A 14,930-nucleotide genomic window follows, 5' to 3' on the forward strand; every position below is an offset into this window, starting at 1 on the left:
GTGGCGGAACGCGGTGCGAATGAGGGGAGGTCCGGTATCGGGCCTCCTTTTCATGCTGGCGCTGGCGCTCGGTCCCGGCGCCGCCAGTGCCGCCGAAAATGCGGCGGGCAACGCCGTCCCGACCGGCCTGCGCGTCGAATATAGCGCTGCGCCGCTGGGGCTCGATATGCCGGCGCCGCGGCTTGGCTGGCAGGCGCCGGTGGTCAGGCAGGCCGCCTATCGGTTGAAGGTTGCGACATCGCGTGAGGCGTTGGCACGGGGCGAATTATTCTGGGACAGCGGCCGGGTTGACTCGGCGGACAATGTCCAGATCGCTTATGCCGGGCCGGCGCTCGCGTCGCGCCAGCGCTATTGGTGGCAGGTGCAGGTCTGGGACGCCGATGGCACGGCGACCGGCTGGAGCACGCCTGCCTGGTGGGAGATGGGACTGCTCGCTCCCGCTGACTGGCAGGCGAAGTGGATTGCGGGGCCGGTCCGCCGCGACCATGACTGGGGCGACCTGACGCTGGATGCCGATCTGACGCTGACCGGCAAGAGCGTCGATATATTGTTCCGCGCGCTGCCGAACGGCAAGACCTATGGCGACGCCTATGTCTGGACGCTCGCCGACGACAAGAACGGTCCCGAACTGATCCAGACCGTCCGCCGCTATCCCGGCGGCACCAGTTCGGCAGTCAAGATGGAGCGGCTGGCGCAGGTGAAGCTCGGCGCGCCGCTGAAGGGGCGGCGCATCGCGCTGTCGATCCGGGCCGAGGGCGGCCGTATCGTCACCCGCATCGACGGCGTCGTCGTCGCGACGCTCGATGATGACGCGCACCGCCACGGCACGATCGGCTTTGCGGGCAAGGAAGCCGCGGCGGCGATCGTCCACAAGCTCCGCGTCGCGGGCACGCAAAGCCCGGCGGTCGCTTATGATTTCGCGGGCGGTGACAATCCGTTCACCGGCGGCAGCGTGTCGAAGGACGGACTGGTCGTGGCCAGCGGCGTCCCCGGCGTCGACATCGTTTTGCCGATCGAGGCGCCGGCGCCGCTTGTTCGCCATGCTTTCCGTCTGGCGAAGCCGGTCGCGAGCGCGCGGCTCTATCATGCCGGCGCGGGCATGCCGCGGCTATCGGTCAACGGCACGGTCGTCGGCTCGGCGCTCGGCGCTGGGTTCACCGCTTATGACAAGCGCGTCCTCGGCTACACCCATGACGTGACCGCGCTGCTGCGCCGGGGCGACAATGTGATCGGCGCCGAACTGGGGCGCGGCTGGTACGGGCTGACCGATCCCAATGAATGGTATTTCCACGCCGCGCCCTGGCACGGCGAACCCGCGCTCAAGGCACAGCTCGAAATCACTTACGCCGACGGCACGCGCGAAACGGTTGCGACCGACGGCCGCTGGCGGACCATCTCGGGTCCGACGCTGGGCGATTCGGTGCATCGCGGCGAACGTTTCGACGCGCGGCTCGCGCCCATGGGCTGGGACCGGGCGGGGTTCGCCGACCGCAAATGGTCGCTGGCACCGGTCGTGACCGGACCCGCCGGGCGGATCGCCGCCGTCAATTCGGAAGCGATCGAGCCGGTCGAGGATATCGTGCCGGTCGCGATGACGACGGTTGCCCCCGGCATCCAGGTCTATGACTTCGGCCGTATCGTCGCGGGCTGGCCGGTGCTGAAGCTCAGCGGTCCGCGCGGGACCACCGTATCGATGGTCGCGAGCGAACGTATCGCCGACGACGGCCGGGTCGTTCCCGCTGCGGGGCTGATCGATGCGCAGCTTCAGACCGACCGCTACACGCTCGCGGGCAAGGGCGACGAACAATGGGAACCGCGCTTTGGCTATCGCGGCTTCCGCTATGTTCAGGTCGAAGGCTTTCCGGGTGATCCGCCCGCAGGCGCGGTGACCGCACGGATCGTCCATTCGGCGGTCGCGCGGACGGGAAGCTTCACGAGCGCCGATCCGCTGCTCAACCAGATCGACTTCGCGGCGATCGCCTCGATCCTCAACAATCTCCATGGCTTCCAGACCGACACGCCGACCTATGAAAAGAATGGCTGGACCGGCGATGCGCAGGCGTCGGCGGGGGCGGCGGCGCGCAGCCTCGACATCGCGCGCGTCTGGACCAAATGGCTCGCCGACTTTCGCGACGGGCAGTCGGACAAGGGCGAAGTGCCCGAAATCGCGCCGACGACGCCCTTCTACGGCTATGAAAATACCCCCGGCTGGAACGTGATCTGGGGCCCGACGACGCCGTGGGACGCCGCGGCGATGATCCTGCCGTGGGAGCTTTACACGACCTATGGCGACACGCGCATCCTCGCCGACAATCAGGACATGCAGCGGCGGCTGGTCGATTATACCGCGACCTTCATCAAAGCGCCCGATTATCAGCGGTCGGCGGGACTGTCCGAATGGGCGTCGGCGGGAGGCATGGATTACAGCAATGCGCGCGGCGGCGGCATCGACGCGGTGACGACGGCCTATTTCTTTCATGAGGCGGATCTGCTGGCCAAATCGTCGGCGATCGTCGGCAAGGCGGAGGATGCAGCGCGTTATGCCAAGCTCGCCGTCGACATCCGTGCCGCCTATAATGCGCGTTATTGGAATGGCGCGATGGGCTGGTACCGCACGATTGACAGCAAGGGCGCGGTCGGCCGGCCGACGCAAGTGCAGAATATCCTGCCGCTCGCCTTTGGCATGGTCCCTCCGGGCCGCGAGCAGGATGTGGCCAATGCGATCGCGAACGACGTCGATCAACAAGGGCTGCGCACCGGCGTTTATGGCGCGCGTTACCTGCTCGACATATTGAGCGACTATGGCCATGCCAACCTCGCCTACCGTGTCGCGACGCGCACCGACGAGCCGGGCTGGGGCTGGTGGATCAGGAACGGCCACAAGACGATGTTCGAGACGTGGAGCCTGAACAGCCGCTCGCGCGACCATCATTATTTCGCCTCGATCGCCGACTGGCTGCGCCAGCGGCTGGCCGGGCTGCGCCCCGGTGCGCCGGGATATAAGGTCGTGCTGGTCAAGCCCGCGATCCCCGACGGCCTCGCCAGCGCCGAAGCGGCGATGGACACGATCCACGGCCGCGCGTTCTCCGGCTGGCAGGTCGGCTCGCACCGCAAGCTGACGCTCACCGTCGAGGTGCCGCCGAACACGACCGGCGAGATCTGGGTGCCGACGCGCTTCGGCGGGATCGCCGCGCCGTCGGGCGCCGAGGCCATGCGGCGCGAGGCGGATTATGCCGTCTATCGGACCGGACCCGGCCGCTTTATCTTCAACACTGGAGGCACGCCATGATCCGCGGTTTATTCCTTTCGGCCGCGGTCGTGGCGTCACCCGTTGCCGCGCAGCAGGTGACGGTCGACAGCGGCGCGGTGACCGGGGCGAGTGCCGACGGCGTGGCGTCGTTCAAGGGCATAGCTTATGCCGCCCCGCCGGTCGGCGCGGGCCGCTGGCGCGCCCCGGCGCTGGTCGCCGATTGGAACGCCCCGCGCGACGCGACGTCTTACGGCCCCGACTGCATGCAGAACCCGCTGCCGGGTATCCAGCCCGGGTCGCGGCCGATGAGCGAGGATTGCCTGACGCTCAACGTCTGGACGCCGAAGCCCGCCAAGGGCGCGAAGCTGCCGGTGATGGTCTGGATCCACGGCGGCGGCTTTGTCGGCGGATCGGGCACGCTGCCCGAAACCGACGGCGGCCTGCTGGCGAAGCGCGACGTCGTCATCGTCAGCTTCAACTATCGCCTCGGCCGCTTCGGCTTTTTTGCGCACCCGGCCCTGGGCAAGGATGGCAATTGGGGGCTGATGGACCAGATCGCGGCGCTGAAATGGGTCCAGCGCAACATTGCGGCCTTCGGCGGCGATCCGGCGAAGGTTACGGTCTTTGGCGAGAGCGCGGGCGGGGAATCGGTGTCGCGGCTGATGGCGTCTCCCCTGGCGAAGGGGTTGTTCGCGCGTGCCATCGTCGCCTCGGGCGGCGGCCGCGACGACTGGCCGACGCTGGCCGAAGCGCAGGTGAAGGGGCAAGCGTTTGCCGCGCGGGCAGGGGCGGCCGATGCGGCGGCGCTGCGCGCGCTTCCCGCCGATGCGGTGCTGGGCAGCATCGCGCTGATGAGCAAGGAAGAGGATCGCTATTCGGGGCCGATGACCGACGGGACGATCGTTCCGTCGGGTGCCGAGACCATCTTTGCCGCGGGCAAGCAGGCGCGCATTCCTTACATCATCGGCAGCAATGACGATGAACTCGGCTTCATTCCGGCGCCGTTCCGCGCGATGGTCAACGGCCCGGTCGAAAAGGGGCTGGGGGCGTCCGCAGCGACCGTGAAGGCGGCTTATGCGAGCGAGGACGAAGCGAACCGGCGGCTTGGCGGCGACGCGATCTTTGCCGAACCGGCGCTGGCGTTCGGCCTGTGGCAGGCGCGATCGGGCGCCACGGCCTGGCTCTATCGCTTCGGCTATGTTGCCGAGGCTCAGCGCAAGCCTGATGTCGGCGCGGTGCATGCCTCTGACGTCGCGTTCCAGTTCGGCAACCTTGGCGCCGACGCCACGCCCGCCGACCGTGCGGCGGCGAAGCTGATCGGCGATTACTGGACCAATTTCGCCAAGACGGGCGATCCGAACGGCAGCGGACTGCCCGCCTGGTCGCGCCTCGACCCCGCCGCGCCGCAACTGCTTTCGATCGGCATCGCCGCGACCGCGATGGCGCCCGCGAGCACGCCCGCGCTCACGGCGATCGCTGCTGCACGGGACGGAAAATGATGAAGGATATGACCATGCGCCTCTCCGTCCTGATCGCCGGTGCGCTGGCCATCGTCGCAATCCCCGCCTGCGCGTGGGAAGTCGTTCGCCTGTCGAGCGATCCCGTGCCCGCGACGTCGAAGGAAGTGCGCGAAACCGGTCCCTTCGGCACGATCGTGCGCGACGTGTCCGATGCGACGCTGACCCCCTATGTGGCGGACAAGCCGAACGGTACGGCGGTGATCGTCGCGCCGGGCGGCGGCTTTCACATGCTGTCGATCGACAATGAGGGGGAGGCGGTCGCGAAGTGGCTGAACAGTCAGGGCGTCACCGCTTTCGTGCTCAAATATCGCCTGCTCGAAACCGGCGCCGATTTTCCGATCCAGATGATGCGCTATCTGGCCGATCTTCCCGCGCTGCGCACCGCGGTCGAGCCGCTGCGCCCGCTCGCGACCGCCGATGGCGAGAATGCGGTGGCGTGGGTGCGGGGGAATGCGAAGCGCTTTGGCATCAAGCCGGACCGCGTCGGGCTGATGGGCTTTTCGGCCGGCGGCGCGGTGACGGTGTGGACGCTGATGGCGGACAAGCCCGCCGGTCGCCCCGATTTCGCCATCGCCATCTATCCCGGCCTGTTACCCGACACGATCGCGGTGCCGAACAAGGCGCCGCCGCTGTTCGTCGCCGCGGCGAAGGACGACAAGCTCGCCTATGACGACAGCGTCCGCCTCGCCGATGCGTGGCAGAAGGCGGGGATGAGCAGCACGATCGTCACCTACGAAAACGGAGGACATGGTTTCGGCATGAAGAAGAGCGGCAAAGCGAGCGATGCGTGGACCGATGCGATGGCGGCGTGGATGCGCAATCAGGGACTGGTCGGCCAATGAGGGGGGCATCGATCCTGCTGCTCGCCGGCGGCTCATTGCTTGCGGCGTGCACCGCGAACGAACCCGCCCCGGCGCCGACGCCGGTCGCCCAAAAGGCCGGGAGCTGCGAAGCGCTGGCCGGTATGGCGCTGAAGAACGGCAAGATCGACGCCGCGGCCCCGCTTGCGGGCGGTGCGATGGTCGATCTCGAAGCGGGCAAGCCGGGGCTTCCCGCCCCCGCCGCCTTCTGCCGCGTCCAGGCGACGTTGTCGCCGGTGCCGGGATCGTCGATCAAGGTCGAGGTGTGGCTGCCCGAGCGTGCCGGCTGGAATGGCAAGCTGCTCGGCGCAGGCAATGGCGGCTTTGGCGCGAACATGCTGCTGCCGTCGCTGTTGATGCGCGGCGCGGTGCAAAAGGGCTATGCCGCGGTCGGCACCGACATGGGGCATTTCGGCGAAGCCGATGTCGATGCGAGCTGGGCGCTGAACGCGCCCGAAAAGATCCGCGACTATGGCTGGCGCGCCAATCATGTCGGCGCCGAGACCGCGAAACAGGTCATTGCGGCCTATTATGACGGCGCGCTCGGCGCGAGCTATTTCCACGGCTGCTCCGACGGCGGGCGCCAGGCGCTGACCCTCGCGCAGCGCTATCCTGCCGATTATGACGCGATCATCGCCGGCGCCCCCGCCATGCCCTGGACGCGCATGGCGAGCGCCTTTGCGAACAACGCCGCCCAAGCAGGCAAGCCCGGCGGCGACCTGTCGATGGCGAAATTGAAGCTGCTCCAAACCGCGTCGCTCGGCCAGTGCGATGCGCTCGACGGCGTCAAGGACGGCGTGATCGACGATCCGCGCGCCTGCCGTTTCGATCCGGCCAAGCTCGCGTGCAAAGGCGGCGACGGCGCCGATTGCCTGACGGCGGGCGAGGTCGCGACCGCGAAGCTGTTCTACGACGGTGCGAAGAGTGCCGACGGCAAAAGCTTCTATCCCGGCTTTGCACCCGGTGCCGAAGCCGAAGCTGGGACCTGGTCTATGTGGCTGACGGGCAAGACTTCGCAGCATGTGAAGTTCGGCACCGCCTTCTTCCGCTATTTCGTCCACGCCGATCCCGACTGGCAGCTTGCGGACTTCAATCTCGAGCGCGACTATGCGCTGGCCAAGGCGCGCGTCGGCGGCGACCTCGACGCCGACCGCACCGATCTCGGCGCCTTCTTCAAGCGCGGCGGCAAGCTGATCCTCTATCATGGCTGGAACGACGCGGGCATTCCGGCCGAGAATACGCTGGATTATTATCAGCGCCTTGTCGCCGCGAACCCGCGTGCGGCGGCGACCTCGGTTCGCTTGTTCATGGTACCCGGCATGTCGCATTGCCTGGCCGGACCCGGACCCAATATCTTCGATCCGCTCACCCCGCTCGACGGCTGGCGGCAGGGCGGGCCCGCGCCCGAACGGATCGTCGCGACCAAATATGACAACGACCTGTTCGCCTATATCGGGCTGCCCGCCAAGGCCGGGCGGACGCGGCCGCTCTGCCCGTTCCCGAAGGTCGCGAAATGGGATGGCAGGGGTTCGACCGACGACGCGGCAAGCTTTGCCTGCGAGGCGCCCGGGAAATGACGAGTCACGTCCAGGGCGCGACCGAGCCGCCGTTGATCGACCACACGATCGGCGACGCGCTGGCGCTGGCCGCCGCACGCTGGGGCGATCGCGATGCGCTCGTCTCGGTCGGGCAGGGGATCGGCTGGAGCTTCGCCGAACTGCTCGAACGATCCGACGCCTTCGCCGCGGGCTTGCTCGCGCTGGGGCTGAACCCCGGCGACCGGATCGGCATCTGGGCCCCCAATTGCGCCGAATGGGCGCTGACCCAGTTCGCCGCCGCGCGCGCCGGGCTGATCCTCGTCACGATCAATCCCGCCTACCGGCTGTCCGAGGTCGAATATACGATCAACAAGGTCGGGCTGGCGGCGCTGGTCGCGGCGACGCGCTTCAAGGCCAGCGACTATCCGGCGATGATCGAGGAGCTCGCGCCCGAGGCGGCGGCGAGCGTGTCCGGCCAGCTTGCCGCCGCGCGCTTGCCGACACTGCGGTCGCTGATCCTGATCGGTGCCGACGCGCGCCCCGGCTGGCTGCGTTTCGATGATGTGGCAGGGCTGGGGGGCGATAGCGATCGCCAACGCCTGGCCGCGATCGGGCCGACGCTGAACCCGGGTGATGCGATCAATATCCAGTTCACCAGCGGCACCACCGGCCTGCCGAAGGGCGCGACGCTCAGCCACCGTAATATCCTCAACAACGGCTATTTCGTCGGCCGGACGCAGGGGCTGGAGGAAGGCGACCGCATCTGCATTCCGGTGCCGCTCTATCATTGTTTCGGCATGGTGATGGGCAATCTGGCCGCGATCACCCATGGCGCGGCGATGGTCTATCCGTCCGAGGGCTTCGACCCCGAAGCGGTGCTGCACGCGGTGGCGGCCGAGCGCTGCACCGCGCTCTACGGCGTGCCGACGATGTTCATCGCGCTCCTCGCGCATCCCGATTTCGACCGCTTCGACGTCTCGTCGCTGCGCACCGGCTGCATGGCGGGGGCGATCTGCCCCGAGCCGCTGATGCGGCAGGTGGTCGAGCGGCTGAACATGCGCGACGTGACGATCGCTTATGGGATGACCGAAACCAGTCCGGTGAGCTTCCAGACCGCGCCCGACGATCCGTTCGAACGGCGCGTCGGTTCGATCGGCCGCGTCCAGCCGCATCTTGAATGCAAGATCGTCGACGCGGGCGGCAACATCGTGCCGTCCGGCGCGCCGGGCGAGCTTTGCACCCGCGGTTATTCGGTGATGATCGGTTATTGGGACGAGGCCGAACGCACCGCGGATTCGATCGATGCCGATGGCTGGATGCATTCGGGCGACCTCGCGACGATCGATGCGCAGGGCTATGGCAATATCGTCGGCCGCCTCAAGGATATGGTGATCCGCGGCGGCGAGAATATCTACCCGCGCGAGATCGAGGATTTTCTCTATCGCCACCCCGCGGTCGAGGATGTCGCGGTGGTCGGCATTCCCGATGAGCGCATGGGCGAGGAGCTTTGCGCCTGGGTGCGGCTGAAGCCCGGGGCCGATGTCACCACCGACGCGATCCGCGATTTCTGCCGCGGCCAGATCGCCCACTATAAAATCCCGCGATATCTGCGCATTGTCGACGCATTCCCCACGACGGTGACGGGGAAGATCCAGAAATATATGATCAGAGAAACGATGGTCGCCGAATTTGGAAAGGAAGACGCATAATGAAATATCTCCTGCTTGGGGCCGCCCTGCTGGCTGCCTCTCCCGCCTTCGCGCAGGATGCGAGCGCGCCTGCGGATGCGGCAAAGCCCGCCGATGCGGCGCCCGCCGCGACGGCGCCGGCAACCGACGCCAAGTTCAACCTCGACACCCCGCTCCAGGACATCGTCGCCGACGAAAAGGGCAAGGCGGTGATCGAAAAGCATTTCCCCGGCATGATCGCGCTGCCCGAATATGAGATGTTCAAGGCGATCAGCCTGACCCAGCTGCAGCCCTATTCGAACGGCAAGATCACCGACGAGATGCTGGCCGCGACGGCCAAGGATCTGGCGGAGGTCAAGTAATGATGCGCCGGACAGCCTATCTGGCAGCGAGTTTGCTGTCTTCCACGGTGGCGCTGTCCGGCGCCCACGCACAGGATATGGTCTATAAGGACAAGGCGGCGCCGCTCGAAGCGCGCGTCGATGATCTGATGGGCCGGCTGACGCTCGACGAGAAGATCCTGCTGCTCGCGGGCGAAACGTCGATGACGCTGAATCCGATCGAGCGGCTTGGCATCCCGTCGATCCGCATGACCGACGGGCCGACCGGCGTCCGCTCGCCTGACGGCAAGCCGGCGACGGTATTCCCTGTCGGTGTCGCGCTGGCGGCGACGTGGAACCCCGATCTCACCGCCAAAGTCGGCGCGGCGATCGGCAAGGAAACGCTGGCGCATGGTGCCGACGCACTGCTCGCGCCGACGGTCAATATCGTCCGCACCCCGCGCTGGGGCCGCAATTTCGAAACCTATTCCGAAGACCCGTATCTGGCCGGCCAGATCGGGCTGGGCTATGTGACGGGCGCGCAGGGCGCGGGCATTGGCGTCTCGCTCAAGCATTTCGCGGCGAACAACCAGGAAACCAACCGTTTCATCGTCGATTCGGTGGTCGACCAGCGGGCGCTGCACGAAATCTATCTCCCGGCGTTCGAAACGGTGATCAAGCAGGGCGACCCCTGGTCGGTGATGGCGTCGTACAACAAGATCAACGGGACGCATGCCGCCGAGAACCGCTGGCTGCTGACCGACCTTTTGAAGACCGAATGGGGTTACAAGGGCTTCGTCGTGTCCGACTGGGGCGCGGTCCATTCGACGGTGACCACCGCCAATGCCGGCATGGACCTCGAAATGCCGGGACCGCCGAACCATTTCGGCGCCAAGTTGCGGAAAGCGGTCGACGAGGGCAAGGTCACGGCCGCGCAGATCGATGACAATGCGCGCCGCATGGTGCGGCTGATCGTGCGCAGCGGCGCGATCGAACGCGGCGTGGCGCGCCCGATCGCCGAGGTGACCCCGCGCAACGCGGCGCTGGCGCAGAGCGCGGCGGAAGAGGCGATCGTGCTGCTCAAGAACAGCGGCGTCCTGCCGCTGCCGTCGTCGATCAGGTCGCTGGCGGTGATCGGCCCGAACGCCGACGTCGTGCGTATCCAGGGCGGCGGCAGTTCGGCGGTGGTGCCGTTCGAGACGAGCACGCCGCTCGCCGCGCTCAGGGCGGCGTTGCCGGGGGTGAAGATCAGCTTCGCCAAGGGTGTCGACAATGACGAGACGCCGCCGGCCGCGAATGCCAGGCTGTTCAGCCCCGGCACCGACCGCGGCATCGCCGGGCTTGCGGCGACCTATTATGCCCATGCCGACATGAGCGGCGAGCCCGTGAAGCGCGAAACCGCGACCAGCTTCCTGAAGCGGATCAGCGGCAATATCGCGGGGCCGCAAGTCACGGGCTATGCGGCGTTCCGCTGGGAAGGGCTGTTCTGGCCCGAGCAGAGCGGCACCTATGAGTTCAGCACCCGCGGCACCGGCAATGCGACGATCACGCTCGACGGCAAGACATTGCTGTCGAAGGACAGCGCGTCGAAGCCCGACATCCGCGACGTGCTCGGCTTTCCGATCCCGCGGCGCACCGTCGCGGTCGACCTCGAAGCGGGGCGCGGCTATCCGATCCGCATCGACTATGTGACCGGGCAGACCCCCTATGAATATCTGAGCTTCGGGGTGCGCGAGCCGCTGCCTTCGTTCGACGAAGCGGTTGCGGCGGCGCGCGGCGCCGATGCGGCGCTGGTGTTCGTCGGCTCGTCGTCGACGACCGAGGGCGAGGGTTATGACCGCACCTCGCTCGACCTGCCCGGCGATCAGGACCGGCTGGTCGACGCGATCATCGCCGTCAACCCGAAAACCGCGGTGGTCGTCAACGCCGGGGCGGCGATGACGATGCCCTGGGCCGAAAGGGCGCCGGCGATCGTCGACATGTGGCTGCCGGGCGAGGGCGGGGCGGCGGCGCTCGCCAATGTTCTGACCGGCAAGGTCAACCCGTCGGGGAAGCTGCCTGTCACCTTCCCGATGCGTACCGAGGACGATATGGTCAATCTGAAGGGCGCCAAGACGCCCTATTCGGAAGGCCTGCTCGTCGGCTATCGCGGCTATGTGGCGAAGGGCGTCAAGCCGCTGTTCGCGTTCGGCCATGGCCTCAGCTACACCAGCTTCGCCTATTCGGGGCTTATTGTCCCCGCGCGGATCCGCGGCGGCGATGCCGTCCCGGTGCGCGTGACGCTGCGCAACGACGGCCAGCGCGCGGGCAAGGAAGTGGTGCAATTCTACGTCGCGGCGGTCGCGCCCGGCGAGGGCGATGCGCCGATCGCGCTGCGCGGTTTCGCGAAAGTCGACCTTGGGCCCAAAGCGCGCCGGACGGTGGCCGTCACGCTCGACCCGCGCGCCTTTTCGCGCTTCGACGCGGCGGCCGGGCAGTGGCGCGTGGTGCCGGGCCGCTACCGGATCATGGCCGGGGCGTCATCGGACGATCTTCGCGAAACGCGCGAGGTCGAGGTCGTCGCCGAGTGATGGCCGGCGCGGTCCGGCCGCAATAATCGCTACGGCTTGTCGGCAAACGCCAGCCGGAGCGCGTCGCGAAGCGCCGGCCAATTGCCCGATCCGTGGGTCTCGCCCGGCGCGACGTGAAATTCGACGTCGATGGGCGCGGGCCGGAGACGATCGGCCAGTTCGCGCGCGTTGTCGACCATCCTCGCACGCCGGCTGAGATCGGCGATGCGCAGCCATTCCGGATCCTGCTCCGTTCCGGGGGCGGGCGACTGTTCATATTGCCCGGCGCTCAGCAACAATGTGCGGCGGGACGGCAAGGCGGTCAGCCGATCGGCCAGGCCCGGCAGCAGCTTCAGGACCTGCTGGTCGCCGTACCAGATCGAGGGGCTGGAGGCGGCATAAGCGCGGAACAGGCCGGGGCGCTTGAACAGGGCCTGCAAGGTGAAGAGGCCGCCAAGGCTATACCCCGCCAAGGTTCGCCGTTCGGGATTGACGGGATATTCCGCCTCGACGGCGGGAATCACCTTTTCGGCCAGAAAGTCGAGAAATTGGTCGGCGCCGCCGGCCGGGCCCGCGCTGGGCATCAGCTTGTCGCCGCCGGGGACGGCGGGCGTATAATCGAAACCGCGGCGCGATGCGCCCGGATAGCCGATGCCGACGACGATGCCCGGTTCCAGACCCGCATAGCCGCCCAGCCGGTTCTGATATTCGGCCGCGATCGCGAAGCTTTCGGTGCCGTCGAGCAGATAGAGGATGGGATATCCTTCGGGGGGCGGCGGTTGCTGGGGCCAGGCGATGAAGATGAGATAGTCGCCGCCCGCGTCGGAGCTCATGCGCCGCACGTCCGAGCGCGGCATGACATAGGGCTCGCCCTGCGCGGCGGCCGGTGCCGCGACCGGCGCCGGGTTCGCGTGGAGGAGCGATGGCTGCATCGCGGCGATCGTCGCGGCGAGCGCCAGCGGGAAATGCGCGCGAATGGATTTTCCGGTCATCGATATCTCCCGTTCATTCCTGCCGTCACGAGCGAGCGACTGCTGCAACTTTGCGAACTTCGACGTTGTTTCGTCGCAAACCCTATTGACTGCCGACGAGAAAAATACAAGATGTATACAATAATTATCAGTAGCATCCGTAGGCAGGGGTTTTCATGCAAGAAGGTTTTGAACGGCGCGCGCGGACGGGAAGCGCGCGGCGGTCTTTCGCGTCGCCGGCGGCGCCGCGGGCACAGGGGCGCGGCCGATGACCGGTGCGCCGCGGAGCGACGACAATCTGGCGCCCGCGCTCGCGGCGTCGGCAATCGAGATTCTCGCGCGCCTGATCGCGTTCGACACGACGTCGAGCGCATCGAACCTGGCGCTGATCGATTATGTCGAGGCGTATCTGGCGGAGCATGGCGTCGCCGCGCGGCGGATCGCCAACGCCGACGGCAGCAAGGCCAACCTGCTCGCCACGATCGGCCCTGCCGAAGCGCGCGGGCTGGTGTTGTCGGGGCATACCGACGTCGTCCCCGTCGCGGGCCAGCCGTGGAGCCGCGACCCGTTCACGCTCGCCGAGCATGAAGGGCGGCTCTACGGGCGCGGCACCGCCGACATGAAGAGCTTCATCGCGCTGGCGCTTGCCGCGGTGCCCTATCTGACGCCGCGCGCGATGACGCGCCCGGTCCATCTCGCCTTTTCCTACGACGAGGAAATCGGCTGCCTCGGTGCGCCCGACCTGATCGACGCGCTGGTCGCCGAGGGGCATCGCCCGGTCGCCGCGATCATCGGCGAACCGACCGAGATGGCGATCATCAACAGCCACAAGGGCATCCACCTGTACGAAGTCGTCGTCACCGGGCGCGAGGCGCATTCGAGCCTGGTGCACGAGGGTGTGTCGGCGAACATGATCGCGATCGGGATTTTGAGCGTGCTGGGCCGGATTGCCGAAAGCGAGCGGGCCGACCATCGCGATGCGCGCTTCGATCCGCCGTGGTCGACGCTGACGGTGGGGACGATCCACGGCGGCACGGCGGCGAATATTCTCGCGCGCGAATGCCGCTTCACCTTCGACCTGCGCACGGTGCCCGACCGCGACGTCGATGCGGTGCTCGCGCCCTTCTGGGCGGCGGTCGAGGATGCGCGAACCCGGCTGAAGGACGAGGGCGAGGAAACCGGGGTCGCGGTGCAGGTGATTGCCGAGGTCCCGCCACTGCGGCGCGAGGAGGAAGGCGCGGCCGAACGGCTGGCCGCGATGCTGAGCGAAGTCGCGGCGCCCGCGGGCGCGGTATCCTATGGTGCCGAGGCGGGGCAGTTCCAGACGGCGGGCATGTCGACGGTGATCTGCGGCCCGGGCTCGATCGTCCAGGCGCACCGCCCCGACGAATATATCGAGGTGGCGCAGATCGAGGCGGGCGCGCGGTTCATGTCGAGGTTGATTGCGATGACCCATGCGGAGTAGAGATCGGCGATGCGCGCCGCCCGAACCAGATCCGATAAATCCGCCGAGCCGGCGGAGGTCCTCGACATAAGCGACGAGGTCGCCCGCCAGTCCTCGGGACAGAAGGTCTATGCCTTGCTGCGCGAGCAGATCCTGAATCTCGACCTGCCGCCGAATACCGAGCTCGACGAGGTTCAGTTCAGCCGCGAGCTGGGCTTTTCGCGCACCCCGATCCGCGAGGCGCTGATCCGGCTCGCGTCGGACAGCCTGGTCGTGCTGGCGCCGAACCGCGGCGCGCGCGTCGCACCGCTCGACCTCGATCAGGTGCCGCAGGTTCTGGAGGCGCTCGAGCTGTATGAGCGCGCGACGACGCGCTGGGCGGCGCTGCGCCGGCAGCCGCACCACCTCGACCTGCTCGAACAGCGCAACCGCGAGTTCGCCGTCGCGAGCGAAACGCGCGATCCGCGCCTGATCGTCGAGGCCAACTGGGCCTTTCACGACGCGATCAACCAGGCGTGCGGGAACAAGTTTTTGGCCGCGGACTGCTCGAAAATGCTGCGCGGGGTGATGCGCTTGTCGCTGCTGGCCTTTCGCCAGAATGGCGCGGCGCTGCTGAGCTATTCGGACGTCATCGAACAGCATGATCAGATGATCGACGCGATCCGCCGTGGCGACGCCGCCGAGGCCGAACGGCTGGTCTATGAGCATTCGGACGAATTCCGCGAGCGGATGAAGACCTTTGTCGCCGGTGCGAGCACCGCCGATTTCTCGCTGAACGGTCGCGGCTGAA

Annotated in this window: 10 protein-coding genes; 9 read left to right on the top strand and 1 reads right to left on the bottom strand. The window is 67.5% G+C overall.

The window, feature by feature from the left end; translation table 11 throughout:
* The first annotated feature begins 19 nt into the window (after positions 1-19).
* The 7 genes from FHR22_RS02645 to FHR22_RS02675 are packed head-to-tail and all read left to right on the top strand — an operon-like array spanning position 20 to position 11,746.
* On the top strand, positions 20-3,289 hold the full coding sequence (locus tag FHR22_RS02645; RefSeq protein ID WP_166938639.1) for an alpha-L-rhamnosidase: 3,270 nt from the start codon (positions 20-22) through the stop codon (positions 3,287-3,289).
* A complete protein-coding gene (locus FHR22_RS02650; protein ID WP_166938642.1) occupies positions 3,286-4,749 on the top strand; it encodes a carboxylesterase/lipase family protein in 1,464 nt (487 codons plus the stop codon). Before FHR22_RS02645 ends, FHR22_RS02650 begins: the two co-directional genes overlap by 4 nt.
* Positions 4,750-4,763: 14 nt before the next feature.
* Positions 4,764-5,612 carry an alpha/beta hydrolase gene (locus FHR22_RS02655; protein WP_166938644.1) on the top strand — a complete coding sequence of 283 codons (849 nt, stop codon included), beginning with the start codon at positions 4,764-4,766 and terminating at the stop codon, positions 5,610-5,612.
* Positions 5,609-7,207 (top strand): tannase/feruloyl esterase family alpha/beta hydrolase, encoded by a 1,599-nt coding sequence (locus tag FHR22_RS02660; protein WP_166938646.1) that lies wholly within the window; start codon positions 5,609-5,611, stop codon positions 7,205-7,207. Before FHR22_RS02655 ends, FHR22_RS02660 begins: the two co-directional genes overlap by 4 nt.
* Positions 7,204-8,877, top strand: coding sequence for an AMP-binding protein (locus FHR22_RS02665; protein WP_166938649.1), 1,674 nt, complete (start codon positions 7,204-7,206; stop codon positions 8,875-8,877). The genes FHR22_RS02660 and FHR22_RS02665 overlap by 4 nt, the downstream gene beginning before the upstream one ends.
* Positions 8,877-9,218, top strand: a complete 342-nt coding sequence (locus FHR22_RS02670; protein ID WP_166938651.1) for a hypothetical protein — start codon at positions 8,877-8,879, stop codon at positions 9,216-9,218. Before FHR22_RS02665 ends, FHR22_RS02670 begins: the two co-directional genes overlap by 1 nt.
* The gene (locus FHR22_RS02675; RefSeq protein ID WP_166938653.1) at positions 9,218-11,746 is read left to right on the top strand and encodes a beta-glucosidase; all 2,529 of its coding nucleotides are present in this window, start codon (positions 9,218-9,220) and stop codon (positions 11,744-11,746) included. The genes FHR22_RS02670 and FHR22_RS02675 overlap by 1 nt, the downstream gene beginning before the upstream one ends.
* 29 nt (positions 11,747-11,775) lie before the next feature.
* On the opposite strand, the gene FHR22_RS02680 is transcribed toward FHR22_RS02675, so the two are convergent.
* Positions 11,776-12,717, bottom strand: coding sequence for an alpha/beta hydrolase (locus tag FHR22_RS02680; RefSeq protein WP_166938656.1), 942 nt, complete (start codon positions 12,715-12,717; stop codon positions 11,776-11,778).
* Positions 12,718-12,964: 247 nt separating this feature from the next.
* On the opposite strand from FHR22_RS02680, the gene argE reads away from it, so the two are divergent.
* Both argE and FHR22_RS02690 read left to right on the top strand, forming a co-directional pair.
* The gene (gene argE / locus FHR22_RS02685) at positions 12,965-14,161 is read left to right on the top strand and encodes an acetylornithine deacetylase (protein WP_166938658.1); all 1,197 of its coding nucleotides are present in this window, start codon (positions 12,965-12,967) and stop codon (positions 14,159-14,161) included.
* Between the two features lie 9 nt (positions 14,162-14,170).
* Complete coding sequence (locus tag FHR22_RS02690) at positions 14,171-14,929, top strand: GntR family transcriptional regulator (RefSeq protein WP_166938660.1); 759 nt, start codon at positions 14,171-14,173, stop codon at positions 14,927-14,929.
* Position 14,930: the final 1 nt, after the last annotated feature.

This window comes from Sphingopyxis panaciterrae (assembly GCF_011762125.1).
Taxonomy (GTDB): Bacteria; Pseudomonadota; Alphaproteobacteria; order Sphingomonadales; family Sphingomonadaceae; genus Sphingopyxis; species Sphingopyxis panaciterrae.

Coding starts and splice junctions, on each gene's coding strand:
- FHR22_RS02655 (WP_166938644.1), top strand. CDS start 4,764: ATGCGCCTCTCCGTCCTGATCGCCGGTGCGCTGGCCATCGTCGCAATC.
- FHR22_RS02650 (WP_166938642.1), top strand. CDS start 3,286: ATGATCCGCGGTTTATTCCTTTCGGCCGCGGTCGTGGCGTCACCCGTT.
- FHR22_RS02645 (WP_166938639.1), top strand. CDS start 20: ATGAGGGGAGGTCCGGTATCGGGCCTCCTTTTCATGCTGGCGCTGGCG.
- argE (WP_166938658.1), top strand. CDS start 12,965: ATGACCGGTGCGCCGCGGAGCGACGACAATCTGGCGCCCGCGCTCGCG.
- FHR22_RS02660 (WP_166938646.1), top strand. CDS start 5,609: ATGAGGGGGGCATCGATCCTGCTGCTCGCCGGCGGCTCATTGCTTGCG.
- FHR22_RS02690 (WP_166938660.1), top strand. CDS start 14,171: ATGCGCGCCGCCCGAACCAGATCCGATAAATCCGCCGAGCCGGCGGAG.
- FHR22_RS02675 (WP_166938653.1), top strand. CDS start 9,218: ATGATGCGCCGGACAGCCTATCTGGCAGCGAGTTTGCTGTCTTCCACG.
- FHR22_RS02665 (WP_166938649.1), top strand. CDS start 7,204: ATGACGAGTCACGTCCAGGGCGCGACCGAGCCGCCGTTGATCGACCAC.
- FHR22_RS02670 (WP_166938651.1), top strand. CDS start 8,877: ATGAAATATCTCCTGCTTGGGGCCGCCCTGCTGGCTGCCTCTCCCGCC.
- FHR22_RS02680 (WP_166938656.1), bottom strand. CDS start 12,717: ATGACCGGAAAATCCATTCGCGCGCATTTCCCGCTGGCGCTCGCCGCG.